The 25,011-nt window shown below is 66.2% G+C and carries 24 protein-coding genes and 1 tRNA gene; 6 read left to right on the top strand and 19 right to left on the bottom strand.

Translation table 11 applies throughout. From position 1 onward, the window contains the following. Positions 1-7 precede the first annotated feature (7 nt). From MJ603_RS01415 to MJ603_RS01385, 7 genes are all read right to left on the bottom strand, one after another. Positions 8-778, bottom strand: a complete 771-nt coding sequence (locus MJ603_RS01415; RefSeq protein ID WP_243061876.1) for an alpha/beta fold hydrolase — start codon at positions 776-778, stop codon at positions 8-10. Between the two features lie 64 nt (positions 779-842). After that, positions 843-1,838 carry an ABC transporter ATP-binding protein gene (locus MJ603_RS01410; protein ID WP_243061875.1) on the bottom strand — a complete coding sequence of 332 codons (996 nt, stop codon included), beginning with the start codon at positions 1,836-1,838 and terminating at the stop codon, positions 843-845. Continuing rightward, a complete protein-coding gene (locus MJ603_RS01405; protein ID WP_243061874.1) occupies positions 1,835-2,863 on the bottom strand; it encodes an ABC transporter ATP-binding protein in 1,029 nt (342 codons plus the stop codon). Before MJ603_RS01405 ends, MJ603_RS01410 begins: the two co-directional genes overlap by 4 nt. After that, positions 2,856-3,821, bottom strand: a complete 966-nt coding sequence (locus MJ603_RS01400) for an ABC transporter permease (protein WP_243061873.1) — start codon at positions 3,819-3,821, stop codon at positions 2,856-2,858. The genes MJ603_RS01405 and MJ603_RS01400 overlap by 8 nt, the downstream gene beginning before the upstream one ends. Then, positions 3,821-4,864, bottom strand: coding sequence for an ABC transporter permease (locus tag MJ603_RS18695; RefSeq protein WP_243061872.1), 1,044 nt, complete (start codon positions 4,862-4,864; stop codon positions 3,821-3,823). The genes MJ603_RS01400 and MJ603_RS18695 overlap by 1 nt, the downstream gene beginning before the upstream one ends. Next, positions 4,852-6,540 carry an ABC transporter substrate-binding protein gene (locus MJ603_RS01390; protein ID WP_243061871.1) on the bottom strand — a complete coding sequence of 563 codons (1,689 nt, stop codon included), beginning with the start codon at positions 6,538-6,540 and terminating at the stop codon, positions 4,852-4,854. The genes MJ603_RS18695 and MJ603_RS01390 overlap by 13 nt, the downstream gene beginning before the upstream one ends. A 64-nt stretch (positions 6,541-6,604) precedes the next feature. Further along, positions 6,605-9,265 (bottom strand): glycoside hydrolase family 27 protein, encoded by a 2,661-nt coding sequence (locus MJ603_RS01385; protein ID WP_243061870.1) that lies wholly within the window; start codon positions 9,263-9,265, stop codon positions 6,605-6,607. Positions 9,266-9,569: 304 nt separating this feature from the next. On the opposite strand from MJ603_RS01385, the gene MJ603_RS01380 reads away from it, so the two are divergent. Next, entirely contained in the window at positions 9,570-10,658 is a 1,089-nt protein-coding gene (locus tag MJ603_RS01380) for a LacI family DNA-binding transcriptional regulator (RefSeq protein WP_243061869.1), read from the top strand. A gap of 4 nt (positions 10,659-10,662) precedes the next feature. On the opposite strand, the gene MJ603_RS01375 is transcribed toward MJ603_RS01380, so the two are convergent. Further along, complete coding sequence (locus tag MJ603_RS01375) at positions 10,663-11,946, bottom strand: ROK family transcriptional regulator (RefSeq protein WP_243061868.1); 1,284 nt, start codon at positions 11,944-11,946, stop codon at positions 10,663-10,665. A gap of 179 nt (positions 11,947-12,125) precedes the next feature. Between MJ603_RS01375 and MJ603_RS01370 the strand changes: the two genes are divergently transcribed. Continuing rightward, positions 12,126-13,526 carry an MFS transporter gene (locus MJ603_RS01370; RefSeq protein WP_243061867.1) on the top strand — a complete coding sequence of 467 codons (1,401 nt, stop codon included), beginning with the start codon at positions 12,126-12,128 and terminating at the stop codon, positions 13,524-13,526. Between the two features lie 63 nt (positions 13,527-13,589). On the opposite strand, the gene MJ603_RS01365 is transcribed toward MJ603_RS01370, so the two are convergent. The 4 genes from MJ603_RS01365 to dcd all read right to left on the bottom strand — a co-directional run bounded on the left by MJ603_RS01365 (position 13,590) and on the right by dcd (position 15,571). Then, positions 13,590-14,141 (bottom strand): PH domain-containing protein, encoded by a 552-nt coding sequence (locus MJ603_RS01365; protein ID WP_243061866.1) that lies wholly within the window; start codon positions 14,139-14,141, stop codon positions 13,590-13,592. Continuing rightward, the gene (locus MJ603_RS01360; RefSeq protein ID WP_243061865.1) at positions 14,138-14,305 is read right to left on the bottom strand and encodes a hypothetical protein; all 168 of its coding nucleotides are present in this window, start codon (positions 14,303-14,305) and stop codon (positions 14,138-14,140) included. The genes MJ603_RS01365 and MJ603_RS01360 overlap by 4 nt, the downstream gene beginning before the upstream one ends. 112 nt (positions 14,306-14,417) lie before the next feature. After that, positions 14,418-14,936, bottom strand: a complete 519-nt coding sequence (locus MJ603_RS01355) for a hypothetical protein (protein ID WP_243061864.1) — start codon at positions 14,934-14,936, stop codon at positions 14,418-14,420. Continuing rightward, a complete protein-coding gene (gene dcd / locus MJ603_RS01350) occupies positions 14,933-15,571 on the bottom strand; it encodes a dCTP deaminase (RefSeq protein WP_243061863.1) in 639 nt (212 codons plus the stop codon). Before dcd ends, MJ603_RS01355 begins: the two co-directional genes overlap by 4 nt. Positions 15,572-15,799: 228 nt before the next feature. Here dcd and MJ603_RS01345 point away from each other — a divergent pair, with 228 nt between their 5' ends. Beyond that, entirely contained in the window at positions 15,800-16,282 is a 483-nt protein-coding gene (locus MJ603_RS01345; RefSeq protein WP_243061862.1) for a DUF6790 family protein, read from the top strand. A 46-nt stretch (positions 16,283-16,328) separates the two neighbouring features. Here the strand turns inward: MJ603_RS01345 and MJ603_RS01340 are convergent, their stop codons facing one another. After that, on the bottom strand, positions 16,329-16,958 hold the full coding sequence (locus tag MJ603_RS01340; protein WP_243061861.1) for a TetR/AcrR family transcriptional regulator: 630 nt from the start codon (positions 16,956-16,958) through the stop codon (positions 16,329-16,331). A 133-nt stretch (positions 16,959-17,091) separates the two neighbouring features. Between MJ603_RS01340 and MJ603_RS01335 the strand changes: the two genes are divergently transcribed. Together MJ603_RS01335 and MJ603_RS01330 are read left to right on the top strand one after the other, a co-directional pair. Next, positions 17,092-17,847, top strand: coding sequence for an SDR family NAD(P)-dependent oxidoreductase (locus MJ603_RS01335; RefSeq protein ID WP_243061860.1), 756 nt, complete (start codon positions 17,092-17,094; stop codon positions 17,845-17,847). Between the two features lie 180 nt (positions 17,848-18,027). Further along, positions 18,028-18,098 (top strand) — tRNA-Gly (locus MJ603_RS01330). Positions 18,099-18,164: 66 nt separating this feature from the next. Here the strand turns inward: MJ603_RS01330 and MJ603_RS01325 are convergent. After that, a complete protein-coding gene (locus MJ603_RS01325) occupies positions 18,165-19,178 on the bottom strand; it encodes an aldo/keto reductase family protein (protein ID WP_243061859.1) in 1,014 nt (337 codons plus the stop codon). Positions 19,179-19,361: 183 nt separating this feature from the next. After that, a complete protein-coding gene (locus tag MJ603_RS01320; protein ID WP_243061858.1) occupies positions 19,362-19,982 on the bottom strand; it encodes a TetR/AcrR family transcriptional regulator in 621 nt (206 codons plus the stop codon). Between the two features lie 159 nt (positions 19,983-20,141). On the opposite strand from MJ603_RS01320, the gene MJ603_RS01315 reads away from it, so the two are divergent. Continuing rightward, positions 20,142-21,167: an aldo/keto reductase gene (locus tag MJ603_RS01315; protein ID WP_243061857.1), complete on the top strand. Its 1,026-nt coding sequence runs from the start codon at positions 20,142-20,144 to the stop codon at positions 21,165-21,167. 21 nt (positions 21,168-21,188) lie between these two features. Here the strand turns inward: MJ603_RS01315 and poxB are convergent, their stop codons facing one another. From poxB to MJ603_RS01295, 4 genes are all read right to left on the bottom strand, one after another. Then, positions 21,189-22,922: a ubiquinone-dependent pyruvate dehydrogenase gene (poxB, locus tag MJ603_RS01310; protein WP_243061856.1), complete on the bottom strand. Its 1,734-nt coding sequence runs from the start codon at positions 22,920-22,922 to the stop codon at positions 21,189-21,191. Between the two features lie 95 nt (positions 22,923-23,017). Then, on the bottom strand, positions 23,018-23,323 hold the full coding sequence (locus tag MJ603_RS01305; RefSeq protein ID WP_243061855.1) for a helix-turn-helix domain-containing protein: 306 nt from the start codon (positions 23,321-23,323) through the stop codon (positions 23,018-23,020). Then, a complete protein-coding gene (locus tag MJ603_RS01300) occupies positions 23,320-23,682 on the bottom strand; it encodes a type II toxin-antitoxin system RelE/ParE family toxin (protein WP_243061854.1) in 363 nt (120 codons plus the stop codon). The genes MJ603_RS01305 and MJ603_RS01300 overlap by 4 nt, the downstream gene beginning before the upstream one ends. Before the next feature lie 133 nt (positions 23,683-23,815). Then, the gene (locus tag MJ603_RS01295; RefSeq protein WP_243061853.1) at positions 23,816-24,985 is read right to left on the bottom strand and encodes a hypothetical protein; all 1,170 of its coding nucleotides are present in this window, start codon (positions 24,983-24,985) and stop codon (positions 23,816-23,818) included. Between the last annotated feature and the right edge of the window lie 26 nt (positions 24,986-25,011).

Raw genomic sequence — 25,011 nt, 5'->3', positions numbered from 1 at the left:
CCGAACGTCAGCCCGCCACTGCGCCGAGGAACTCCGCGACGATCCGGTTCACCAACGCGGGCCGCTCCATCATCACCAGGTGGCTTGCGCCGGGCACGATGCAGAGTTGCGCGTGCGGGATGCCCTCGGCGATCCGCACCGTGTGCTTGGTCGTGATCGAGTCATGGTCGCCCGCCATCACCAGGGTCGGCGCCGTCACGCTCGCAAGACGCGCGACCGGGATGCACGGCTCGTTCTGCCAGAGCTGCGCCAGCTTCTCGCGCATGACCTCGGCGTGCTCCGGACCGTCGGGGCTGAGCCGGTCGTAGTCGGCCTGCATCTTCTGCTCCAGTTCGCGCACGAGCGGATCGGCCGGCACGTGACCGTCCGCTCCCGACTTGTCGATCGCGTCGTCGCCCTCGACGAGTCCCGAAGGATCGAGGTTCGCGCCGATCGCCACGAGGGACCGAACCCGCTCCGCGCGATCGAGGGCCAGCAACAGGCCGGCGATGCCGCCATCGCTGAAGCCGAGCAGGTGGGCGTCCGCCAGGCCGACGGCATCCATGTAGCCGATGATGTCGGTCACGATGCCGTCGAACGTGATCGGCCCCTCGCGGTCAGCGGTGCGACCGTGACCCGGCCGCTCCGGTGCATAGACCCGATAGGCACGCGACAGGTCATCGATCTGAGCCCGCATCGTCTCGATCGAGCAGTACCCGCCGTGCAGCAGCAGCAACGGCGGACCATCGCCGGCCACCTCGTGATACACGTCGGCCCCCGACACCGTGATGTACGCCACGACGACGCCTACCGCAGCCCTGTGCGACGCATGGCCGGCATAGGCACCCCGACACCGCGTGCCATCACGCTCCGCGCTCCGCACTCGAGAGCACGCGCAACGGCAGCGGATGGTGGCATGCGACCGCTCGCCCGCCCTCCTCATGCAGCACCGGATGCTCGGTGCGGCAGATCTCGGTCGCGGCGGGACAGCGCGGGTGGAACGGGCATCCGCTCGGCTTGTTCGCGGGGCTGGGCACGTCGCCGGTGAGGACGATGCGCTCGCGTTCCGGCTCCGCCTCGCCGTCGAGCTGCGGGATCGCCGACAGCAGGGCCGCCGTGTAATGATGCGCGGGCGACGCGTACAGTTCCTCGGCATCCGCCAGTTCGACGATCTCGCCGAGGTACATCACGGCGACCCGGTCGGAGACGTGCTCGACGACGCCGAGGTCGTGCGCGATGAACACGTAGGTCAGCCCGAACTCATCCTGCAGGTCGGCCAGCAGGTTGAGCACCTGTGCCTGCACCGAGACGTCGAGGGCCGAGACCGGCTCGTCGGCGACGAGCACGCTCGGGTTCAACGCGAGCGCTCGCGCGATGCCGATGCGCTGCCGCTGACCGCCGGAGAACTCGTGCGGAAACCGGCCGGCCATACTCGCGTCGAAGCCGACACGCTCCAGCAGATCGGCCACCCGAGCCTGAATCGCACGCCGGTCACCTGTCTTGTGGATGCGCATGGGCTCGGCAACGATGTCGCCGACGCGCATGCGCGGGTTGAGCGACGAATATGGGTCCTGGAACACCATCTGCAGCCGGCTTCGCACCGGCCTCAGCTGCCTGCGCGACAGCTTCGAGATATCGGTGCCCTCGAACTGAATCGTTCCGCTCGTCACGTCGACCAGGCGCGTGAGGCACTGCCCGAACGTCGACTTGCCACAGCCGGACTCGCCGACGATCCCGAGCGTCTCTCCGGCCTTCACCTCGAGGCTGACCCCGTCGACCGCCTTGATCGTTCCCCTGTGCCTGCCGCGCAGGGCGAACTGCTTCACCACGTCGTCGGCGCGCAGAATGGTCTCGCTCATGCGATCTCCCCTCGCAATGACTTCCTGGCATCGCCGGACAGCCAGCAGGCATCCAGATGGTCCGCGGCCTCGCCCGTAGCGCGGAGCTGCGGCATCTCGGAGCACTCGTCCATGGCGAAGCGGCAGCGGGAGCGGAACGGACAACCGATCTGGTCGTCGTGCGGTCCGGGCGGTAGCCCTGGAATGGTGGCCAGCCGCTGTCCCCGCTGACCGGGTCGCGGTATCGCTCCGAGCAGACCCCAGGTGTACGGATGCCGCGGCGAGCGCACCACCTGCGACTTGCCTCCGAGCTCCACGGCGCGTCCCGCGTACATCACGATCACCCGGTCGGCGATCTCGGAGATCACGCCCATGTCGTGGGTGATCATGATGACCGACGATCCGTACTTGGCCTGCAGGTCGCGGATGAGTTCGAGGATCTGCCGCTGCGTCGTCACGTCGAGCGCCGTGGTGGGCTCGTCGGCGATCAGGAGCGACGGATGACACGCCAGCGACATCGCGATCATCACGCGCTGGCGCATGCCTCCTGAGAACTCGTGGGGGTACGACTTGGCGCGGCGGGCGGCATCCGGGATGCCCACCTCGTCGAGCAGCGCGATCGCCCGCTTCCACGCTGCCTGCGATGACACCTTCTCGTGCGTGCGGATCTGCTCCACGATCTGCCACCCCACCGTGTACACCGGGGTGAGCGCTGTCATCGGGTCTTGGAAGATCATCGCGATGCTGCTTCCTCGCAGACGGTTCAGCTTGGGCAGCGGCATGCCGATCAGTTCCGTGCCCTCGAACCGGGCCGACCCGGTGACCGTCGCGTTCGGATTGTCGAGCAGGCCCATCATCGAGTACATCGCCATCGACTTACCCGAGCCGGACTCGCCGACGATGCCGAGCACCTCGCCGCGGCCGACGGTGAAGGACAGCCCGTTGACGGCGTTGACGACACCGTCGCGGGTGCGGAAGGCGACCCGCAGGTCGTCGACCTCGAGCAGCGGGGCAGCGGGCATGGCATCTTTCTCGCTTTCAGGCACGACGCACCCTCGGATCGATCACGGCGTACAACAGGTCGACGATCGCGTTCGCGGCAACGACGAAGAACGCCGCGTACAAGACGCACGCCATGATCACCGGCAGGTCGAGGTTCTGCAGCGAGTCCCAGGTGAGCTTGCCGATGCCCGGCAGTCCGAACACGACCTCGGTGAGCAGTGCGGCGCCGCCGATCAGCGAGCCGAGGTCGAGCCCGAAGAGCGACACGACCGGCGACAGCGATCCGCGCAGCGCGTGCCGCCACAGGATGCGCCGCTCGGAGAGCCCCTTCGCCCTGCCGGTTCGCACGTAGTCCTCGCCCATCGCGGTCACGAGTTCGGCGCGCAGCACGCGCGCGTAGATGCCGCCGTAGAGCAGTGCAAGCGTCAGCCACGGGAAGAGCAGATGCAGGGCCCATTGCCCGGGATTCTGCGCGAACGGCACATAGCCCAGGGGAGGCACCCAGGAGAAGACGCTGTCGTGAAGGCGGTCCTGGGTGATCAGATTCACGACCTCACCCACCCAGTAGGCGGGCAGTGAGACGGCCGCGATGCCGATGACCATGATGATCGGGTCGACCACGCTGCCGCGAAAACGCGTGGCCAGGATGCCTCCGCCGAGTCCCAGCACGATCCAGATGACGGCTGCGCCGAGCACGAGCGACAGGGTGACCGGCGCGGCCTGCATGATCTGCGGCACGACCTTGTCGCCGATGTTGACGTACGAGGTGAGGTCCCGGGTGACGAACAGGTGGTCCATCATCAGCACGTATCGAACAGGAAGCGGCTGGTCGAAGCCGAACGCGTGCCGCACCTGCGACAGCACCTCGGGGGATGCCCCGCGACCCGCGAGCCTCGCCGCCGGATCGACGCCGGGTGTGGCGAAGAAGATCAGGAACACGACGATGCTGATCGCGAACATGACGAGAAGGGCGGAGCCGAGCCGCTTTGCGACGAACAGCATCAGGCGGCACCCCGCAGCTTCGCCTTCGGGTCGAGCGCGTCGCGCACCGCGTCGCCGAGCAGGTTGAGCGCGACGGCGGTGATGACGAGCATGATTCCCGGGGCGATGGCGACGGCCGGCCGGGTGTACAGCAGGTCGAGTCCGTCGTTGATGATCGTTCCCCAGCTGGCGTTCGGCGGCTGAACGCCGATCGAAAGGAACGACAGCGCCGACTCTGTGAGCATGTTCAACGCCATCATCAAAGGAATGAAGACGATCACCGTCGGCAGCACGTTGCGCAGGATCTCAATGCGCAAGATGCGCCAGTCGCTCGCCCCGAGGCCGATGGCGGCTTTCACGAATTCCCGGTTCTTCAGCGAGAGCACTTGCCCGCGAATCGGGCGTGCAACGTAAGGCACGTAGATGAGCGCGATGATCAGGATGGGCAGCAGCAGGTTCGATGGACCGATCACGATGGGCCCGAGCCTCAGGCCACCGGTGAGCAGCACCACCGAGAGCGAGATCGCCAGCAGATAGACCGGGAACGCCCAGATGATGTCCATCAGTCGCGAGAGCACCCAGTCGACGGGACCTCCGAAGTAGCCGGCGATGATGCCGACCAGTGCACCGAGCGCGCAGCAGATCAGCGCGGACGAGAAGCCGATCAGCAGGGTGGTACGGCCGCCGTAGAGCAGACGCGCGAAAACATCCCGTCCCTGACTGTCAGCTCCAAGGAAGTAGTTGGAGATGTTCCACGTCGGACCGATCGGCTCGACGCCCAGGCCGAGGCCCTGCGTCTGCTGCTGAAGCACCGCCACCGAATGCCCGTCGATCACCGTCGTGCCGTTGATGTTCGACTGGAACGGATCGGTATGAGCGATGAACTGCGCATACAGCGGAGCGGCCAGGCAGACGGCGACGATGATCACCAGGGCGATGGCGGAGCCGACTGCGACGGGGTTGTGCGCGATCTGGGTGAAGGCGACGCGCCACGGGCCTGCCGACCGTCGCGATCGTGGCGTCCCGCGTTCCGACGTCGCGATCGCCACGGTCACTTCAACCACAGCTGGTCCACGAGCATGTAGTACTGATCGCTGAACTGGTAGTTCGAGACGCGGTTCGAGGTGAAGTCGATCAGCTTCGGGTTGAACAACGGCACCAGAGGCGACTCGGACATGTACGCCTTGTCGATCTCACCCCATGCCGCGTTCGCCGCCGTGGGATCGGTCAGTCCTTCGTCGTCTGCCTTCGCCATCTGGGCATCCAGCCCGGTGTTGCAGTAGCCGGCGATGTTGATCGAGCTGTCGCTGTTCGGGTGGAACGACGCGCACGAGAGCAGCACGCGCAAGAAGTCGGATGCCGCCGGGTAGTCCTGATACCACTGCGTGAGGCTCATCTGAACGTGGTTGCCGGTGTTCTGGATGTAGTTGTACTGGATGTTGTTCGACAGTGCCTTCAGCGTCGCCTTGTAGCCGAGTTGGTTGAGCAGGCTCACCAGGTAGAGGCCGATGCCCTTGTTGACGCTGTCGTTCTGCACGACGACGCCGACGGACTGGCCGGCGGTTCCGGACTGCTGGATGAGCTGCTTCGCCTTGTCGACGTCCGCAGCGGTCCACGTGTTGCCGCCGTTCTTCGTGTAGTCGCAGAAGTCCGCGTGACCGGGGAAGTCGGGCGGCAGGATGGTGCACGCCGGCGAGGCGAGCGAGGTGCCGCCGTAGAGCTTCACGACGGCGGAACGGTCGATCGCCCAGTTGATCGCCTGCCTGGCCTTCTCGTTGTTGAAGGGCGCGATGTTCGTGTTCAGCCCGAGGTACCAGAGAGCCGTCAGCGGCGTCACGTGCGTCTGGGAGGCGTACTTCGACGAGATCTCGGAGAGACGGTCGGACGGCGGGGTGTCGTACATCCAGTCCGCCTGGCCGTTCTCGATGGCCGTCACCTCGGCCTCGGCGGTAAGACCGAACGTCTCGTCGATCTCGTCCGGGTACCCGACCGGGGCGGCTTCGGCGGACCAGGACTTGAAATGCGTGTTGCGCTTCATCACGAGCGCCTTGTTCGGCGAGTAACTCGCGAAGTAGTACGGCCCCGTCGTGGGGATGGGCGTGGTTCCTTCGTCCTTCGCCTTCGTGTCCGCGGGCAGCACCGATGCGAACGGCATGGCCAGCTGCGCCTCGAACTCCGGGTCGGCCTGCGTGAGGTTGAAGGTGATGGTGTTCGTCGACGCGTCGGCGACCACGCCGCCGTTCAGCGTGCATGACGCGGGCGTCTTGAGGCAGGCATCGGCCCCGACGATCACGTTGTACCAGGACCCGGCGTTCGGGCTCGACACCTTGAACAGGCGCCGGAACGAAGCGACGACATCGTCCGTAGTCACGGTCTTGCCGTTGGAGAACTCGATGCCCTTGCGCAGCTGGAACGTGTAGGTCTTGCCGTTCGTCGACACCTTCGGCATCGCGGTCGCGAGGTCGGGCACGATGTCCTCCGACTTCTTGCCGCCGACCCTGGCGTACGTGAGCAGCCCGTCGTAGGCGCCCTGATACAGCTGCCAGTACTGCAGCGTGTAGTTCACCTGCGGGTCGAGCGTTCCTCCGGCTGACTGAGCCGTGAGATGCAAGGTGCCGCCGGTGTGCTGCCCGCTCGAGCCGCCGCCGCTGTCCGTGCTCGTCTCGCTGCTGCACGCCGCGAGAACGAGAAGCGAAGCCGCCGCGATGACGGAGACCAGGGTCTTGGTGATGGTTCGCATTGCATTCTTCCCATCGGGATCGTGGGGTCTTCGGGTAAGGGGATGCTGCCGTTTTCAGCCGTGGTCAGTCTGTGAGAGGCGAGCGCCAACGCACCGGCTGGTCGACGAGAGTCGAGTGCGAGACTCCGAGACCGGTTGGAGCGAACGTGACCTCGCGACCACCGAGGTCGACGGCGACGCAGACGGATGCCGTGACGCACGTCACCGACTCGAGCCCGGTGCCGCTCCCGTCGATCATCACCGCTCCCGATGCGGCGACGACGCCGGTCGCCGGGTCGAAGGCGACCGCCTTGCCGCTGAGGTCGACCGCGACGCAGTGGCCGGCATCCATGCACGACACCGACTTCATGACGCCGAGTCCGGCCGCCAGGTCGGCGCCCTCGAGCGCGACGGGTCCGCTGCCGACGACCGTTCCGGACGAGGGCACGAAGGTGACTTCGTCGCCTGCACCGTCGACGACCGTGCATTGGCCGACGCTCGGGCACGAGACCGCCGAGACGCCGTTGACCGTGTCGGCGTCGATCGAGGTGACTCCCGCAGTCGCGACAGCACCGGTCTTCGGGTTGAACGTCACCTCGGTGTCACCGTTGTTGCCCCCGCCGCCCGCTGCCGTGCATTGCGTGGAAGAGGGGCACGAGACCGCCGCGAGGTAGGTGTTCGGGTCGACCGAGACGCCGCCGCGGCCCACCGTGCGGCCGTTCGCCGGGTTGAACGTGACCTCGACGCCCTTGCCGTCGACCACCGTGCACTGGCCGTCTGTGATGCAATCGATCGCGGTGGGCTGTCCGCCCTGGTCGATCGCATGCCGTGAGACAGGCCCGCGTCCGGAGACTCCGAACGTGAACGTCACGCCTCGGCCGTCGACCGCCGTGCAGTCCGCTCCGTTCTTCGGGCAGGAGACAGCTGCGAGTGTCTGGCCGGGGTCGATCGACAGTCGTGACGCCTTCGACGGATGCGCAGGGTCGAAGACGACGGCCGCACCGTACTCGTCGACGCCCGCGCAGCGAATGGCGCTCGCGCACGACACCGACGTGAGGTTCGCCGGGACGGTGGCGGTGGAGCCGTTGGCGGCTGAGCCCTCAGTGGTCGAGCCGACGTTGGTGGGGTGGGTGCTGGACGCCCGGGCGGCCGTCGCGGATGCCGCGTCACGGGTAGCGCCGATGCCGGTCCCATGCGAGCCCGTGACCGGTGAGATGCGGTACATCACCGTCTGGGTCGGAGCGACCGTCGCCGAGATGGCACCGGTCGAGGTGGTCGTCGCGCCCGTCCACAGATCCTGCACGCTGTAGCGCGAGGCCGAGGGCAAGCCGAGGTCGGCCGCCGTCGCTGACATGGTCGCGGCATCCGTCGTGCTCTCGTTGAACATCGTGACCGCGACGTCGCCGTTCTTCAGCTTCCTGGTCATGGTCAGGTGCGTGCCGTCGAAGGTGCCGGCGATGTGCGCGGGAGACCCGAGGGCATCCTGATCGACGGCGATCACGCGTTTGTTGCCGAAGACCGAGACGGCGAGCGCGAGCTGGGCCTTCGTCGCAGGCGTGGTGTCGGGACCGCAGTTACCGGGGCACAGGTTCGTCGACATCAGCAGGGGCTCCGCCATCTCGGAGAACATCGACATCTCGGAGCGGTCCTCCGCCTCCGTGAGCGATCCGTTGCCGACCTCCATCGCGTCGGGATCGACCCAGTGGCCGGGACCGGTCAACGACTCGTATGTCTGCGCATCGGCGTTGACGATGCCTACGACGCTGCCTGCCGCGTGCTTGCCGGTCACGGTGAAGTTGGCGTTCGCGTCTCCTGTCGGCCTGTCGAGGTCGCCGAGCGCGAGACCCCAGGTCTGCGAGTCGACGGTTCCGGCGCCGGCGATGCTGACCGTGATCGGGCGTTTCTGCGCACGGATCGCCTTCACCAGCGCTGTGTACATCTTGATCTGCGTCTGCTCCTGGTTCGTGTCGTACGCGGAGTTCGTCGAGAAGGTGGGTCCGCCGAAGCCCTCGTTTCCAGGCGCGGCGTCGATGCCGGTGTATCCGGATGGGGCGTTGCTGGCCGGCGGTACGAGGTCGTCGCCGCATCCCCAGTCGAGCTTCACGTAGTCCGCGCCCCACGACGAGAGGGTCGCGGCATCCGTCTGATCGAAGCCGTAGCTTCCTGGAATCTCCTCGCAGTTCCAGTTGTTGCTTGCGTCGTAGTAGAGGCCGAGCTTGAGGCCGAGCGAGTGCAGGTCGTCCCCGACGAGCTTGAAGCCGTCGTTCGCGCAGGGTGCGCTCGGTGGAAAGTCGTAGGAGTTGACGTAGAGCTCCCCGTCGGGAAGGCGGCCGTTGACCGCTCCGCAGGTCTCGGCGTTCTGGGCGATCGGGGCCGTGATGCCGTAGGTGTTCGGGCTGCCGAGGCTCTCCAGGTCGTCGTAGCACCCGTCGCTGTTCACGTACGAGTAGCCGTCGGCCTCGAGTCCGGAGTCGTGGATGAACTTCGCCACGGCCTCCATGTTCTGTGCGCCGTTGTCGCAGGCGTAGGCGTTGTAGCTGTTCCATCCCATCGGCGGCGTCGCGTCGGAGGCGGAGCGGATTGCAGACGTGCTCGCCGTGGCGGAGACGGTTGCGGATCCTGCGCTGCCGGTCGCGGCCCGTGCGGAGATGACGGGTGCAGCCGCGGCCGGCGCTGCGGTGCCCCAGGCTGCGGCCGCCGCGAGCGCGGCGGCGAACAGCACGCTCAGTGTCGTCGAATTGCGCATCTTCGGGTTCCTGTCTCCTCATCCTCGAGGGAGCATGTACGTACGACGAGCGGGTCTCGCCAAATGTGTACGTTCACACGGTACGAGTACGGAATCGGATTTGTCCAGCGATATTTCTGCTCGAATTGCCTGATTTGGTCGGATAGCATGGAGATATGACCGACATGTTGCGACGGGGAAACGTTCACTTGCGAGCGCCTTTGTCCATGACGATCACACTCGGTGGCGCGATTCGCGGGCTCCGAACCGGCCATTCCGCGGCATCCGCCGGCAGCGAACCACGACCGACAAGGGGTGACGTCGCATGACGAGCAAGGGCGACGAGTCCGGTGCGAGGGCGGAGGCCGTCAAGGATGCCCCCGCGCGCGCAGGCAGGCCCCCGTCGATCGTCGACGTGGCGGCCCTCGCCAACGTGTCGTACCAGACGGTCTCGCGGGTGCTGAACGGGCACCCCAGCGTGCGGCCCGCCACGAGGCTCGCCGTTCTGGGTGCTGTGGACGAGTTGGGCTACCGCCCGAGCAACGCGGCTCGCACCCTGGTGACCGGCCGCTCGCGCACACTCGGCGTCCTCGTGCTCGACGTCGCAGACAGCGAGGGACTGACACCCCTGTACGGCATCGAGCACAGCGCCCGTGAACTCGGCTACTTCGTGGGCATCGGCGCGGTGGATGCCGTCGACCGCACCTCCGTGCAGGCGACCGTCGGTCGTCTCGCCGAGCAGTCCATTGCCGGCCTGCTCGTCATCGCACCGATCGACGCGACAGCGGATGCCCTGGCCTCCGTTCCCCCCGGCCTCCCGGTCGTCGCGATCGAAGGCGGTGCAGGGGGAGACATCTCGACGGTCGGCATCGATCAGACCGCCGGCGCCAAGACGGCGACCGAGCATCTGCTCTCACTGGGTCACGAAACGGTCTTCCATGTACGCGGCCCTGCAGAGTGGATGCAGACCCAAGATCGCCTGAACGGATGGCGATCCGCCCTCGACGCCGCCGGCGCGGAGGCGCCGATGCCGATGGTCGGAGACTGGACGGCGCGCTCGGGCTACGAAGCGGGACAGGTGCTCGCGCGCATCCCAGAGCTGACGGCCGTCTTCGCCGGTAACGACCAGATGGCGCTCGGCCTCATGCTGGCTTTCAGCGAGCGCGGTCTCTCCGTTCCGAACGACGTCAGTGTCGTCGGCTACGACGACGGGGATGACGCCCCGTACTACAACCCGCCGCTCACGACCGTGCAGCAGGATTTCCGCTCGGTCGGGCGTCGCGCCATCGAGATGCTCGTCGCACGCGTCGAAGGGGGAGAGCAGCAGACCGAGCACGCCCTGCTCGACCCGACGTTCATCGTGCGCAAGAGCACTGCGAAAGCCAACACACAGCGGGTCGACGCGAAGGGCTGACCCCTCACGCGAGCGGCTCGGCGGCCTGCGGGTGGGTCGCCGCAGCGGAACGCGCTCGCACCCCGCCGCTGTGGAGGAACTCCGCGACGGGGAGGGTCGCCGCTCCGAGGGCGACGGCATCCGTTCCGAGCTGCGCGCGCACGAGGTCGAGCCGCTCGAACGGACGGGCGAGTGCATTCTCGCCGACGGCGGCACGGATGCGTGGAAGCACCGAGTCGTCGAGCGCGTGCCCCAGCCATCCGCCGATCACGATGCGCTCGGGTGTGAACAGGTTGACGAGATTGCCGAGGCCGACGCCGAGGTACTCGACGAGTTCGTCGACCACCTGGGTCGCCACGTGATCCGAGTCGGCGGCGGCGAGGATGGCCAGCGTGCGCTCCTCGACCTCGCGCGGGTCCGCTGCACGGGTGCGCCGCTTGAGGTGGTCATAGCGGGAGACGATCGCGTCCGCTCCGGCGTAGGCCTCCAGACACCCCTTCGCGCCGCAGACGCACTCACGTCCGCCCGCGACCACCTTGGTGTGGCCGAGCTCGGCGGCGAACGCGCCGGTGTCGCCGTCTGGCGTGGAGACGATGCTCGCGCCGACGCCAGCTCCAAGCAGCACGATGATGGCGTTGCCGCGGTCTTTGGCAGCGCCGAACCAGCGCTCGGCCTGCCCCAGTGTGTTCGCGCCGTTGTCGACGACGAGGGGGAGCGCGGTGCGGTCGCGCAGCATCCGTTCGATCGGCACGGTGCCCCAACCGATGCTCTGGTCATAGACGACGGCCTCGGTGGCGCCCGCGACATCGTGTGCACCGACATCCGCCGGGCGTCGCTCCACCAGTCCCGGCACGCCGACGCCGACGCCGAGCACGTCGGACTCGTCGACGTCCGACTCCGCGACGACCGCCTCGATACCTTCGATGACCTGCTCGACGACCTCGTCGGGGTCGAGCCGGCTGTGCCTGGTGAGCGAGCGATGGGATGCCAGTGCCCGCATCCCGAGATCGAACAGTTCGACCATGACCGCGGTTTCACCCACGTCGACGCCGAGCACGTAGCCGAAGTCCGACCTGATGTGGAACAGCCCGCGCGGCCGTCCGCCGTTCGACCCCTCGGAGCCCACCTCGACGACGGCGCCGGTGCGCAGCAGGTCGCCGATCACGTTCGACACCGTCGCCAGACTGACGCCGGTGGCGGTCGCCACTTCCTGGTAGGTGAGCGGGCCGTGCAGGTAGAGCGCCCAGAGCGTGCGCGACCGGTTGCTTCTGCGCAGGTCGCGCACCGTCGTTGAACGAGCTGACGGCATCTGTCCACCCTGACTTCTCCTGCGACCGTTCAGGTACGGGCGGGACGACCCGCCGAACAGTCTGCTGCACCCAATTCTAAGTCGTGATGGAAGTCCCGAGCGAGGCGTGGCGTTCTCGCACGGCCCTCTCAACGACGCGGCGACGATCCTTGTTCGCAGCCTCCCAGTAGGGTGTGCGCATGACCGACCACCCGAGCAGTGCGGGCAACGATGCCCCTGCAACCCTCGATACCGCCGGGCCGGATGTCGGGCCCGTTCCCCGCAAAAAAGTGGTCGCGTGGGCCCTATATGACTGGGCTGGCTCATCCTTCAACGCCGTCGCGACCACATTCGTCTTCACCCGCTACCTCACGAGCTCAACGTTCGGCGATACCGACGAACTCTCCGGCCAGCTCGGGCTCTGGCTCGGGCTCGCCGGCCTGCTCGTCGCGCTGACAGCTCCAATCACCGGGCAGCAGTCCGATGCCGGCGGCCATCGGAAGCGATGGCTGGGCGTGTGGACCGGGATAACCGCGATCGCCCTCCTAGCGATGGCGTTCGTCTTCCCTGATCCTCAGTTCGTGGTTCTGGGGTTCTTCGCGCTGTCGATCGGCACAATCTCGATCGAGCTCGCAAACGTCAACTATTACGCGATGCTCACCCAGGTGTCGACGTCGAGGAACGTCGGACGGGTGAGCGGCTTCGGCTGGGGCATGGGCTATGTCGGCGGCATCGTGCAGTTGCTCATCCTGCTGTTCGCATTCATCGACCCCGAGCTTCAGCTCGGGCCATTCCACTATGTGCAGTTGTCGATGATGGTCGCGACGCTCTGGTACGTCGGCTTCTCACTCCCGGTCTTTTTCGCTGTCGGCGAGAACAAGCAACCTGCCTCCGGCGGCGTGACGCGCGCTGGCCTCCTTGGTGCCTACGTCGAGCTCTGCCGTTCGATCGCTCGGCTGTGGACACGCAGCCGAAACACCGTGTGGTTCCTCATCGCGAGCGCGATCTTCCGCGATGGACTCACCGGCATCTTCACCTTCGGCGGTGTGATCGCCTCTGGCACTTTCGGCTTCTCGCCGAGCCTCGTAATCTACTTCGCCGTGGCAGCGAATCTCGTTGCCGGCATCGCGACTATCGCCACCGGTACCCTCGACGATCGGTTCGGCCCACGACGCGTCATCATCACCTCGCTCGTGGGTCTTCTGGTATCCGGCGTCGCGGCGTTCGGACTGGCACTCGGGTTTTTCGACCCGATGGCCGGTCCGATCCAGTCAGACGGGTCTCCGAGCGGCCTCGCACCCGCTTGGATCTTCTGGATCTTCGGCCTGTTCCTCTGCCTGTTCGTCGGGCCGGCGCAGTCCGCGTCGCGAAGCTTCCTCGCACGGATCATCCCGGTCGGCCACGAGGGCGAGGTGTTCGGGCTCTACGCGACGACCGGGCGCGCGGCGACCTTCCTCTCGCCGCTGCTGTTCAGTGCGTTCATCGCGATCGGCGGCAAGCAGATCTGGGGGATCGTCGGAATCATGATCGTCGTGGCCGTCGGTCTCGTGTTGATGCTCCTGGTGCGCGCGAGCGCCGGCAAGCTCGATCTGAGTCGTTGAGCCAGACCGACGCCTCCGCGCCAGACTCGACATCCGGGCAGGTAACTTACCTGCAGACTCGCGTCAGCGGTCCAAGCTGCCGTCCGGGACCGCTCCCTCGGGGTTCGACCACCTGTCGGCGTATCCGCGAAGACCGGCCCGCTGAATCACGCGCTGGATGGTGAGTCCGCGCTTGTCCGGGGCGCCCACGTACCGGATCTCGCGCAGTCCCTGCGCCTGGGCGGCCGATTCGAAGACGAAATGCCCGTAGCCCAACATGCGCCCGAGAACCGGCTTGTACACCGAGATGTCGAGAATGCGGGCGAGCGGCATCGTCGCCACCTGCTCCGACAGGATGCCGTGGATGCGGAAGACCCGCATGTTCGTGATGACGAAGTGGTCCCGCCGTCGGGCGAGGATGCGCCACGCCGCGTGCAGGATCACGCCGAGGCCGACGATGACCGGCAGCCACCAGATCTTGGGAACGGCCATCGCCAGAAAGACAATGACCACGCCGGCCACGAGTTCGAGCGCCGGCCCGACCAGCGCCGCCCAGTGTTTGCGCACCTCGTCGATGACCACCTCACCCTGATCGGCGATGAGGTGCTTTGCGGTGCGCGGATCGACCTCCGTCATGAACCGGCTAGCGCGGTGAAGAAGTTCATGACCGCGGTGCCGGCAGCGAACACGGCTCCTACGGCAACTTGTACCGCGTTCGCCGCATCCTGCGGGCGGGCGATGATGTAGAAGAGGGCGAAGGCGATGATCAACACCATGACAACGCGTCTGACGATCTTCACGGGGAGATTCCTTTCAGCCGGTCAGCGAAGCGATCCCCCCGAATTGCCCCCACGCTGTTCTACCCCGCCCCCGGTCGATCCACCATCAGACACGCCAAGGCCGGCCGCGAGGCTACGGGATCTTGACGCCCTCGAGATGTTCCACGAGCTTCCACGTCGTGCCGTCGTCGTCGCTCACCCAGCCGTCCCACTCGTAGGACTCGTCGGTGATCGAGCTGAAATTCCAGCGGATCGGCCTGCCGTCGTTCTGCGAACCGTCTTCGCGGATGCCGTCGCGCCAGCCCTGCGCGACGAGGTTCGCGTACTGGTTCGTCGCGGGGGAGAAGTAGCTCACCCGCACGAGCCCGGCCGACGGATCGTGAACGCGCAGCGCGACCGCCGTGGTCACTCGTCCGTCTGCAGTGTCGACGGCCTCGAGGTCCTCGATCGCGTGGCCGTCCATCACCCATTGCACGATCCACGTGAAGTCGCGGTCGGACCACTCGCCCGTCGCCTCGTCGAGCCGCGTGCCGTGCACCTTCCACGAGCCGACGAGCTGCCCGAATCGCGTCATGCGCTTCGGGTGCTTCGGCGACGGACCTGCGCTGATCAGGGCATCCGCGAAGTCGTTGTGGTCGGACTGTTCGGTCATGACGTCACCTTCTCGACGGGGCCGCCGCCAGCCTGCGCGGGGTCGCCGACGGTGGAGCCGCTGACGTCCGTGCGGTGGAAGTTCAAATAGGAACGGGATGCCGTCGGCCCGCGCTGCCCCTGGTATCGGGAGCTGTATGCGGCAGAACCGTACGGCTTCTCGGCGGGAGAAGACAGCCTGAAGAAACACATCTGCCCGATCTTCATGCCGGGCCAGAGCTTGATCGGCAGGGTGGCCACGTTGCTCAGCTCGAGGGTGACGTGCCCTGTGAAACCTGGGTCGATGAATCCGGCCGTGGAGTGGGTGAGTAGGCCGAGCCGACCCAGCGAACTCTTGCCTTCGAGCCTGGCAGCGATGTCGTCGGGCAGCGCAACGCGCTCGTACGTCGACCCGAGCGCGAACTCGCCGGGGTGCAGGATGAACGGCTGGTCGCCGTCCACCTCGACCAGGTGAGTGAGCTCCGGCTGGTCTTCCGAGGGATCGATGAAGGCGTACTTGTGGTTGTCGAACAGCCGGAAGAAGCGGTCGAGGCGCACGTCGATGCTCGACGGCTGGATCATCTCCGGCTCGTAGGGCTCCAGAGCGATGCGCCCTTCGCCGAGTTCGGCCGTGATGTCGCGATCTGAGAGCAGCACCTCGTCAGACTACCGGCGATTGAGGCGGGGTGAGCGGGAGCTTGCTCACGCTCACCCCGCCGATTGAGTCGGTCGAGCGCACAGCGCGAGCATCCGACAAATGTTTCGTGGTCATCGCCGTTCGTGCACGGCGCAACGCCCGTAGAGACAACCGTCGTGTTCACCCCGTCGGCGCGATATTGTCGCCCCAGCCGAGCGATGAGCGCCGGCCCTTTCGAGAGGAGCGACATGTACTGGGTGATGGTCATCGGACTCATGCTCGTGCTGCCCGTCGCGTCGGTGCTCATCGAGGGCTTCGTCTCGGGATGGATGCCCGACGCGCTCGCACTCATCGGCAAGTGGTTCGTGTTCTGGGCGATGGGCGTTCGCTTGTTCATCGCGGGAGTCAGCCAGATCGTCCGTCCCTCGTTCACCGCGGAGAACATCCTCGGACGCGGCGCGGACGAGAATACGAACCACGTTGTGCAGGAGCTCGGATTCGCCAACCTCGGACTCGGTGCCGCGGGAATCGTCGCGCCGTGGATCGGAGGCACGACTCACGGCGGGTGGACGGCCGCCGTGGCGGTCGCCGGCGGTGTCTTCCTGTTCGCCGCCGGCATTCGTCACCTCTTCAAGGCGGGCAAGGGTGGCAAGGAATGGCTCGCGTGCTGCACCGATCTCGTGGTCGGCATCGTGCTGCTGGTCTTCGCGATCGCGAGTCTCGCGAGCTGAACGTCCGACGGCGAATGCTCGCGGCATCTGCCCGGGCCGACCGATGTCAGTTGATCGGCGACGTTGCGCCGAAGGCCTTCTGCAGTTCGGCCAGCGCCGCATTGACCGCCTCGGCGGGTGATCGCTCGTCGCCGGATGCCCACCACACCAGCGCCGAGAACGAGGCGGCGGAGACGGCATCCGTCAGCACGTGCACGAGCAGCGATTCGCGTGCGAGACCCTCGCGCTCGGCGATGAACGAGGCGAGGAGCTCGCGCTGATCGTCCAGCTGGCCGCGTACTGCGTCGTAGAGCGACGGATGCCGCTGGATGAGCAGCAGGCGCCTCCTGGTGGCCTCCCACTGGTCCTCGCTGAAGTCGAGCGCCGTCGCGTACGCGGCCCGCAGCGCGTCGATCGTGGATGCCTCGGGCCGAGCCCGCGCGAGAGCCCCGCGGATGTCCGTCTGCGCCTCCGCCGCACCCGACCAGACGAGGTCGGCCTTGCGCGGAAAGTACCGGAAGAGCGAGCGCCGGCTCATTCCCGCCGCTCGGGCGACGTCCTCCATCGACACCTCGTCATAGCCGCGCTCGTCGAAGAGGCGTAGCGCGATGAGCGCCGCCTGCTCCGGTTGCACCTCGACGGGGCGCCCGCGGCGCGGAGCCGCGTCGCTCGATTCGGATGCCTGTGTTGCCGTCACGACGCAAGCTTAGGCTCTCAGCCCATTTATGGCACTGAGTGTTATAACTGTGTCAGCAGGCCACCACGTTGGTGGACAGGATGCCGCGCGCGGCGTGCGCGAGGCGACAACACGACAAGTGAAGGAGTCGGTGATGACCGAGGTTTCGGACCGTTTCGCGGGCAAGACGATCATTGTGACGGGGGCAGGCAGCGGCATCGGCAAGGCGACGGCGACGCGCCTCGCACACGAAGGCGCACGAGTGATCGGCACCGACGTGGTCGCCGAACGTCTCGCCGACCTCGAGAAGGAACTGAACGAGTACGACGTCACGACGGTGACCGGCGACGTGGCATCCGCAGAGACGATCGACGCGATCATCGCCGCCGCCGGCGACAAGGTCGACGGCCTGGCGAACGTGGCGGGCATCATGGATGCCTTCCTCCCGCCCGCCGAGGTCGACGACGCCACCTGGGAGCGCGTGCTGAACGTCAACCTGACGGGGCCGATGCGTCTCGCACGTGCGGTGCTTCCCCTGATGCTGGGTGCCGGCAAGGGCGCCATCGTGAACGTTGCGTCGGAGGCCGCGCTGAAGGCGTCCGCCGCCGGTGTCGCGTATACGGCGTCGAAGCACGCCGTCGCCGGTCTGACCAAGTCGATCGCGTTCTTCTACGGCAAGCAGGGCATCCGTGCGAACGCGGTCGCGCCCGGTGCGGTGGCGACCAACATAGAGTCACCGTTCAAGTCGGAATTCGCCGCGAGCATCGTCGGCCCGATCATGCAGACGAATATCCCCGGCGTGGCTCAGCCGGAGCAGCTCGCCGCAGCGATCATCTGGCTGCTGAGCGACGACTCCGCGAACGTGAACGGCGCCATCTTGCCGAGCGACGGCGGCTGGTCGGTCGTCTGACGCCGACAGCGACGCGCACCGATCACGCGTGCGCTTCCCGCAACCCGCAAACCCGAACAGCGCCATTTGCGCTTAATCGCGCCACTACGACTGGCGCTGTTAAGCGCAGATGGCGCTGTCGCGGGGGCGAACGTGCCGAGATCGCCGGTTAGGATGGTCGTTGCTCGCTCAGGCGGGCACGCCGATGTAGTTCAATGGCAGAACTTCTGCTTCCCAAGCAGAGAGCGCGGGTTCGATTCCCGTCATCGGCTCTGACACGAATGGCGGCACCTCGAGGGGTGCCGCCATTCGCATTCAGCGGGTGACGCCGAGCCTCTCTACGCTTCGCGCTCCTTCGGCGAGCGGCTCGCCGTGTGCGCAGAGTCGCGTTCGATGGCATCGCCGAGAACCTCGTCGATGCTGGCCGATAGCTCGGCGGGAATAGTGACGCCGGATGCCCTCACGTTCTCTACGACCTGCTCGGGACGGGATGCCCCGATGATCGCGGATGCGACGTTGCCGTTCTGGAGAACCCACGCGACGGCGAGCTGTGCCGGCGTGAGGCCGAGCTCCTGCGCGATCGGCTTCAGCCGTTGCACCCTCGTGAGAACGTCATCGCTCAGCCATCGCGAGATGGCCTGCGCTCCGCCGCCCTTCTCATCCGTGGCCCTGCTGCCTGCCGGAACGGGCGCACCGGGAAGGTACTTGCCGCTGAGCACGCCTTGGGCGACCGGGGACCAGACGATCTGCGAGATGCCCAGCTCCCTCGAGGCCGGAACGACGTCCGACTCGATGACTCGCCACAGCGCTGAGTACTCCGGCTGGTTCGAGATCAGCTGCACGTTCAGCTCCTTCGCGAGCGCCGCCCCGGCACGCAGCTGCTCGGCGGTCCACTCGCTGACGCCGATGTAGAGCGCCTTGCCCTGACGGACGACGTCGGCGAAGGCCTGCATCGTCTCCTCGAGCGGCGTATGGAAGTCGAAGCGGTGCGCCTGGTAGAGGTCGACGTAATCGGTCTGCAGCCGCGTCAGCGACCCGTCGATCGACTCGAGGATGTGCTTGCGCGACAGACCGACGTCGTTGTGGCCCTTGGGGCCGGTCGGGCCGAACACCTTGGTGAAGATCTCCAGCGACTGGCGGCGCTCCCCCTTGAGAGCCTCACCGAGAACGGTCTCCGCCGCCGTGTTCGCGTACACGTCTGCGGTGTCGAACGTGGTGATGCCAGCGTCGAGCGCGGCCCGCACGCACGCGGCCGCGGTGTCGTTCTCGATCTGCGAACCATGGGTGAGCCAGTTCCCGTATGTGATCTCTGAGATCTTGAAACCGGAGTTGCCCAGGTATCTGAACTGCATGAGTTGGCCTTTCGATGGTGTGACGACCTCGCCCGCGTCAAAGGCGGCAGAGGTGGCTTTCGGCGTGACACCGTGAGGCGGATGCCGCGGTCGATGCTAGATCGCGGCGTTCATCAACTCCAACAGTGGATTCCTCTCACATTCAGCAACGCAGTCGATGAATGCGAGACGGCAGGAACAGCCCTACCGCAGTATCGAGGGCTCGGCTCGCAGCCCGGCCAACAGCAGTTGCACCATCCGCTCTGCGCGGCCGGAGCTCTCTTTCCCCGACGGGTCGCCGCCGTGGCAGAGGTTGGCGACGGCGCCGAGGAATTCGGATGCATCGACATCCTGAGTGATCTCGCCCGACTTCGCAGCCGCGGCGAGCAAGCGATCGAGGGTCGGCGCCAGATGCGTCGAGAAGTAGTCGGCGAGCGGCTCGTAGGCGGGGTCGCCCGAGTGCAAAGCCGCGGCGAGGCCGCGTTTCGTGGCGACGAACTGCGTGTAGCGCATGATCCACAGATCGAGCGCCTCACCTGGTGGGTGGTTCGCCTCGAGCTCGGGCGCCGCGTCGATGCAGGCATCCATCTCGTGCCGGAAGACCGCTGAGATGAGATCGGACCGCAGCGGAAAGTGCCGGTAGAGCGTGCCGACGCCGACGCCCGCCCGCTCGGCGATCGATCGCACCGGCGCATCCACACCGGACTCGGCGAACACCGCCTTCGCCGCCTCCACCAGCGCGACGACGTTCTGTCGCGCATCAGCTCGCATCCGTCGCGACTCGGAGTCGGCCTTGCCCACGCCGGTGCTCGAGATCACGGGCATGCAGCAGCTCCTCTAGCGAACGGAACGGCGTTCCGTGTACAGTCTGTACTAAACGGAACACTGTTCCGGAAATGAGCCCCGCTCATCCGGAATGATGTTCCGATTAGTCGATCATACGACACGACGCTGTCGCGGTCATCACCCACAGGAGCAGGCAACATGCACTACAGAACCCTCGGTCGCACCGGCATCAAGGTGACCCCCTACGCGCTGGGCGCGATGATGCTCGGCTCGCTCGGCAATCCCGACCGGCAGGACGGCATCCGTATCATCCATCGGGCGCTCGACGCCGGCATCAACTTCATCGACACCGCCGACCGCTACGGAGATTCGGAGGAGGTCGTCGGCGAAGCCTTGAAGGGACGCCGCGACGAGGTCGTGCTCGCGACCAAGTTCTGGGGACCGGTGGACGACGACATCAACCACCGCGGTGCATCCCGTCGTTGGATCATGGAGGCCGTCGATCGTTCGCTCCGCAATCTGCAGACCGACCACATCGACCTCTACCAGCTGCATCGCCCCGACTCTGACACCGACATCGACGAGACGCTTTCCGCGATGACAGACCTCGTGCGGCAGGGCAAGGTGCGCGCGATCGGCACGTCGTCGATGCGCGGATCTGAGATCGTCGAGGCGCAATGGATGTCCGAGCGCCGCGGCTTCGAACGCTTCCGCACCGAACAGCCGAACTACTCGATGCTCGACCGCGAGATCGAGCGCGAGATCCTCCCGGTCGCCCAGCGCTACGGCATGGGCACTCTGGTCTACAGCCCGCTGGCCGGCGGCACTCTGACGGGTCGATACCGCTCAGGTCAGGAGAACGACAACTTCCGATCTGCACGCACGGGCATGCGTCACTTCAGGGACGAGCGACGTCTCGCCGCCGTCGAACAACTGATCGCGCTCTCCGACGAGGTCGGCGTGAAGTTGACCCACTTGGCGATGGCCTTCGTCATCGCGCATCCCGGAGTCACCTCCGCGATCGCGGGGCCGCGCACCATGGAGCAGCTCGAGGACACGCTCGCGGGCGTCGATGTCGCGCTCTCCGATGAGGTGCTGAGCCACATCGACGAGATCGTGCCGCCCGGGGAGAGCATCGGCGCGATGGACATGGTCTATCGCGGCCCGGAGGTCGGCGAGCCGGCTCTGCGCCGACGCCCCGTCGTGGAACGGTCAGCGGCGTAACACTGGGCCTGCGGACATCCCTCAGCGCAGCAGTCGGCGCAGAACGTTCGTGTCGGCGAGGTCGATGAGCTCGTCGCCGCGGCCCGACATCACCGAGCGCAGCGCCCAGAGCGAGAAGCCCTTCGCCTGTGCAGCGGTGATCGAGGGCGGCAGCGACAGCTCCTGCCTCGCCGTGACGACGTCGACGAGCACGGGCCCGTTGTCGCTGAGAGCTGAGCGCAGCGCCGCCTCAAGGTCCGCACCCTTCTCCACTCGAATGCCACGGATGCCCACTGCCTCGGCCACCGCAGCGAAGCTCGGGTTCTCGAGACTCGTGCCGTAGTTGACGATGCCTGCCGCCTTCATCTCGAGCTCGACGAAGTCGAGGGACGAGTTGTTGAAGACCACGATCTTCACCGGCAGCTTGTTCTGGTGGATCGAGATGAGGTCGCCCATCAGCATGGCGAGACCGCCGTCGCCGGCGAGCGCGATCACCTGCCGCTTCGTGTCGACCGCCTGCGCGCCGAGTGCCTGAGGCATCGCGTTCGCCATCGATCCGTGCGTGAACGACCCGATCAGGCGTCGCTCTTTGGTCATGCTCAGGTAGCGGGCCGCCCAGATCGAGGGGGTGCCGACATCCGCAGTGAAGACGGCGTCGGCATCCGCGAGGCCGTCGATCAGACGGGTGACGTACTGCGGATGCAGCGGCTGCTTGCCGTCGTCGTTCGCCAACTCGTCGAGCTCCTTGCGTGCCTTGCGATAGCGCGCAACGCTCTCGTCGAGGTGACGCGAGTCGTCCCGCTTCTTCAAACGGGGCACCAGCGCCTTGGCGGTGTCACTCACGTCGCCGACAAGGCCGAGATCGACGGGGGTGCGACGTCCCAGCTGCTCGCCGCGGATGTCCACCTGCACGATCTTCGCCTTGTCCGGGTAGAACTGCCGATACGGAAAGTCGGTGCCGAGCATCAGGAGCACGTCGCATTTCTCCATCGCGCGATATCCGGACGAGAAGCCGAGAAGGCCGGTCATCCCCACGTCGAACGGATTGTCGTACTCGATGTGCTCCTTGCCGCGCAGGGCGTGCACGATCGGAGCCTTGAGTCGGTCGGCGAGCGCGAGCACGTTGTCGTGCGCGCCGGCGACGCCTGCACCGGCCAGGATGGTCACCCGCTTGGCTTTGTCGAGCAGCTTCACCGCGGCATCCAGCTCGGCATCCGCCGGCACGACGTGCGCAGGCGATTTGCGGATCGGTGCGGATGCCCGCCGGCCAGGCGCATCCGCGAAGAAGACGTCGCCCGGAACGACCACCACGGCGACGCCACGCCGTTCGACGGCCGCGCGCATGGCGATCTCGAGCACCCACGGAAGCTGCGACGGATCGCCGACCAGCTCGCTGTAGACGCTGCACTCGCGGAACAGCTCCTGCGGATGCGTCTCCTGGAAGTAGCCGCTGCCGATCTGCTCCGACGGAATGTGCGAGGCGATCGCGAGCACGGGCACCCGGCTGCGCTGGGCGTCGAACAGCCCATTGATGAAGTGCAGGTTGCCAGGGCCGCAGCTACCCGCGACGACGGCGAGCTCACCGGTGATCTCGGCCTCGGCGGCAGCGGCGAACGCACCGGACTCCTCGTGTCGCATGTGCATCCAGCGCAGGTGCCCGTCGCGCCTCAGCGCATCGGTGAACGCATTGAGCGAGTCCCCGGGCAGACCCCAGATGCGGCTCACGCCCGCCGCGCGCAGGGTCTCGACGAACAGATCGGCGACGTTCTTCGGCATGGCTCCTGCTTTCCAGCGGGCACGAACGCCGGCAACAGCGCGGCCCCCACGCGATCGATGCGGTTGGGTTCCAGCCTATTGCGGGCGCGGCGGAGTCAGGCGATCTTCGCGAGCTGGTTGTCCACCGTGATGAAGAGGCTTGGCTCTAGGCCGATGCCACGCAGGTAGCGACGCAACGTGTCCACCTTCAACATCTCGACATCGCCTCGCTCGATCTGTGAAATGCGCTTCTGACTCACACTGATCACGGCCGCAAGTTCGGCTTGGGTGAGCCCCGCCGCTCGGCGCAGTTCGCGCAGACGCCACGCACGAGCCTCAGCGCGGAGACGTTCGGAATCGGCGATGCGCTGCTCCTCCGAGATTCCGAGACGCTCGGCCATCTGCTCCAGCGAAACAGTCATCTCGCACTCCCGTTTTTGAGGCTGATCAGGTGCTCGTCGAACAAGTCGTCGGCGACCGAAATGTTCTCCCGGTACCAACGCTTCCAATTCCCTGCCTTGTTCCCCGCAAGTAGAAGGATCGCCTGCCGCCGCGGGTCGAAGGAGAACAAGATTCGGATAGCAGCAACTGTGTTCGACGACGTGCGCAGTTCCTTCATGTTGTTGTGCCGTGAGCCCTCGACTGAGTCGACGAGCGGCCGACCGAGTTGTGGACCGTCTTGAGCAAGAACAGTTGCTGCCGCAATCACCCGCCGCTGTACCTTCGGGTCCTGCGCCTCAAGCCAATCGGCGATCAGCTCGAACTCGACGTGCCAACTCATTCGAATATACCTTAAATCTAGTATGAACGGACTCAGAGCCGTCGTACTCCGGGAGATGATCGCCCGTCGAGCCGACAATCTGCCCGTTCACACAGCGACTCGATGCTGGGGCCGTGCTCATGTCCCGAAGTCATCACGCCGCAGACTGAAGATCCTGACGGTGTTCGGAGGCCAGCCCAGCAGACCCTCCTGCGCACCCGTCGCCAAAGACAACATCGAGGAACGCGGCAGACTTCAACTGCGACTGGACTAGGAGCCGTGCTACGGCAGCACCTCCCAGCCTCAACGCGCCGCGAGGATGCCACCACGAGGACTTGCGCGAAGCCCTGGTCCGCATCGTCAGCGCAAGCATCGGAAGGCCGCACGGCACCAGCACATAAATTCCGGTCAGCACTATGACCCATGCCGGCTGGTCACTGGCGATTCCCGAGCCGACCATCGACAAAGTCGCGGCCAATGGCAAAAGCAGAAGAATGGCAACCGCGATCCGCGTGATCACTCTTACCCACGAAGACTCTGTGCGTCTTGCCGCCCATATAAGCGCTACGGCAAACACACCCCAGGCAAAAAATGATATCGAAATTGCAATTACGTCAGCGATGAGTGGTCCCCAGTTCTGTCTCGCCGCGTACTCGCCCGCCCACAGTGCGCCGATGTAGAACGCGCTCAGCGTCGCCACCGAGATCAATATCGCCCACGTCCCACAGGCCACAACGCAGCCGACGAGAACAAGTGCCGGGCGGCGCAAGTTGAGGTATTCCTGCCTCAACGATGACTCGATGCGTCTGATGCCTTCTCTCGCACCGCTACGCAACTCTGCACGGCGGTCGACGCGCAGCACGAGCGACGCGCCATCAGCCGCGAAGAGCACTATTCCGACAACCGCCAGTGTGACGATCAGAAACTCACCTGGGTGGTTCGCTCCAAACGATTTGAGGAAGATGAGCCACGAAATGATTGCAGCAGCGCCAGTAAGCACGGCTGCACCGACAAACCGTCGATACCTGACGCGGGTTATCGCGTCATCGCTCTGGCGATCAGACCACACGGCTATCTGCATGGCAACTACGAGCGCGGCCAGGATGCCCAGAAACGCCCAGGCGTCTCCTACAGAGACACCACGGCTCAAGCTCACGACATGACGCAGCTGGCCCTGCCCTCTTTCGAAAGCGAGCATCGGGACCGTCACCAACTCGGCAGCCAGGAGAACCACCAGAATCATGAGTCCGATACGGGAAAGCAGGCTTCCGACGCCGAACTGGGACGACCTCTCACCCGTGCGATTAGTTGCATCCTGTGCCATGTCTCGAGCGTGCACGAATCCACTGA

This window comes from Humibacter sp. RRB41 (assembly GCF_022761015.1).
Taxonomy (GTDB): domain Bacteria; phylum Actinomycetota; class Actinomycetes; order Actinomycetales; family Microbacteriaceae; genus Humibacter.
Note: the sequence above shows the minus strand (reverse complement) of the source record. Positions and strands in the feature narration are given on the sequence as shown.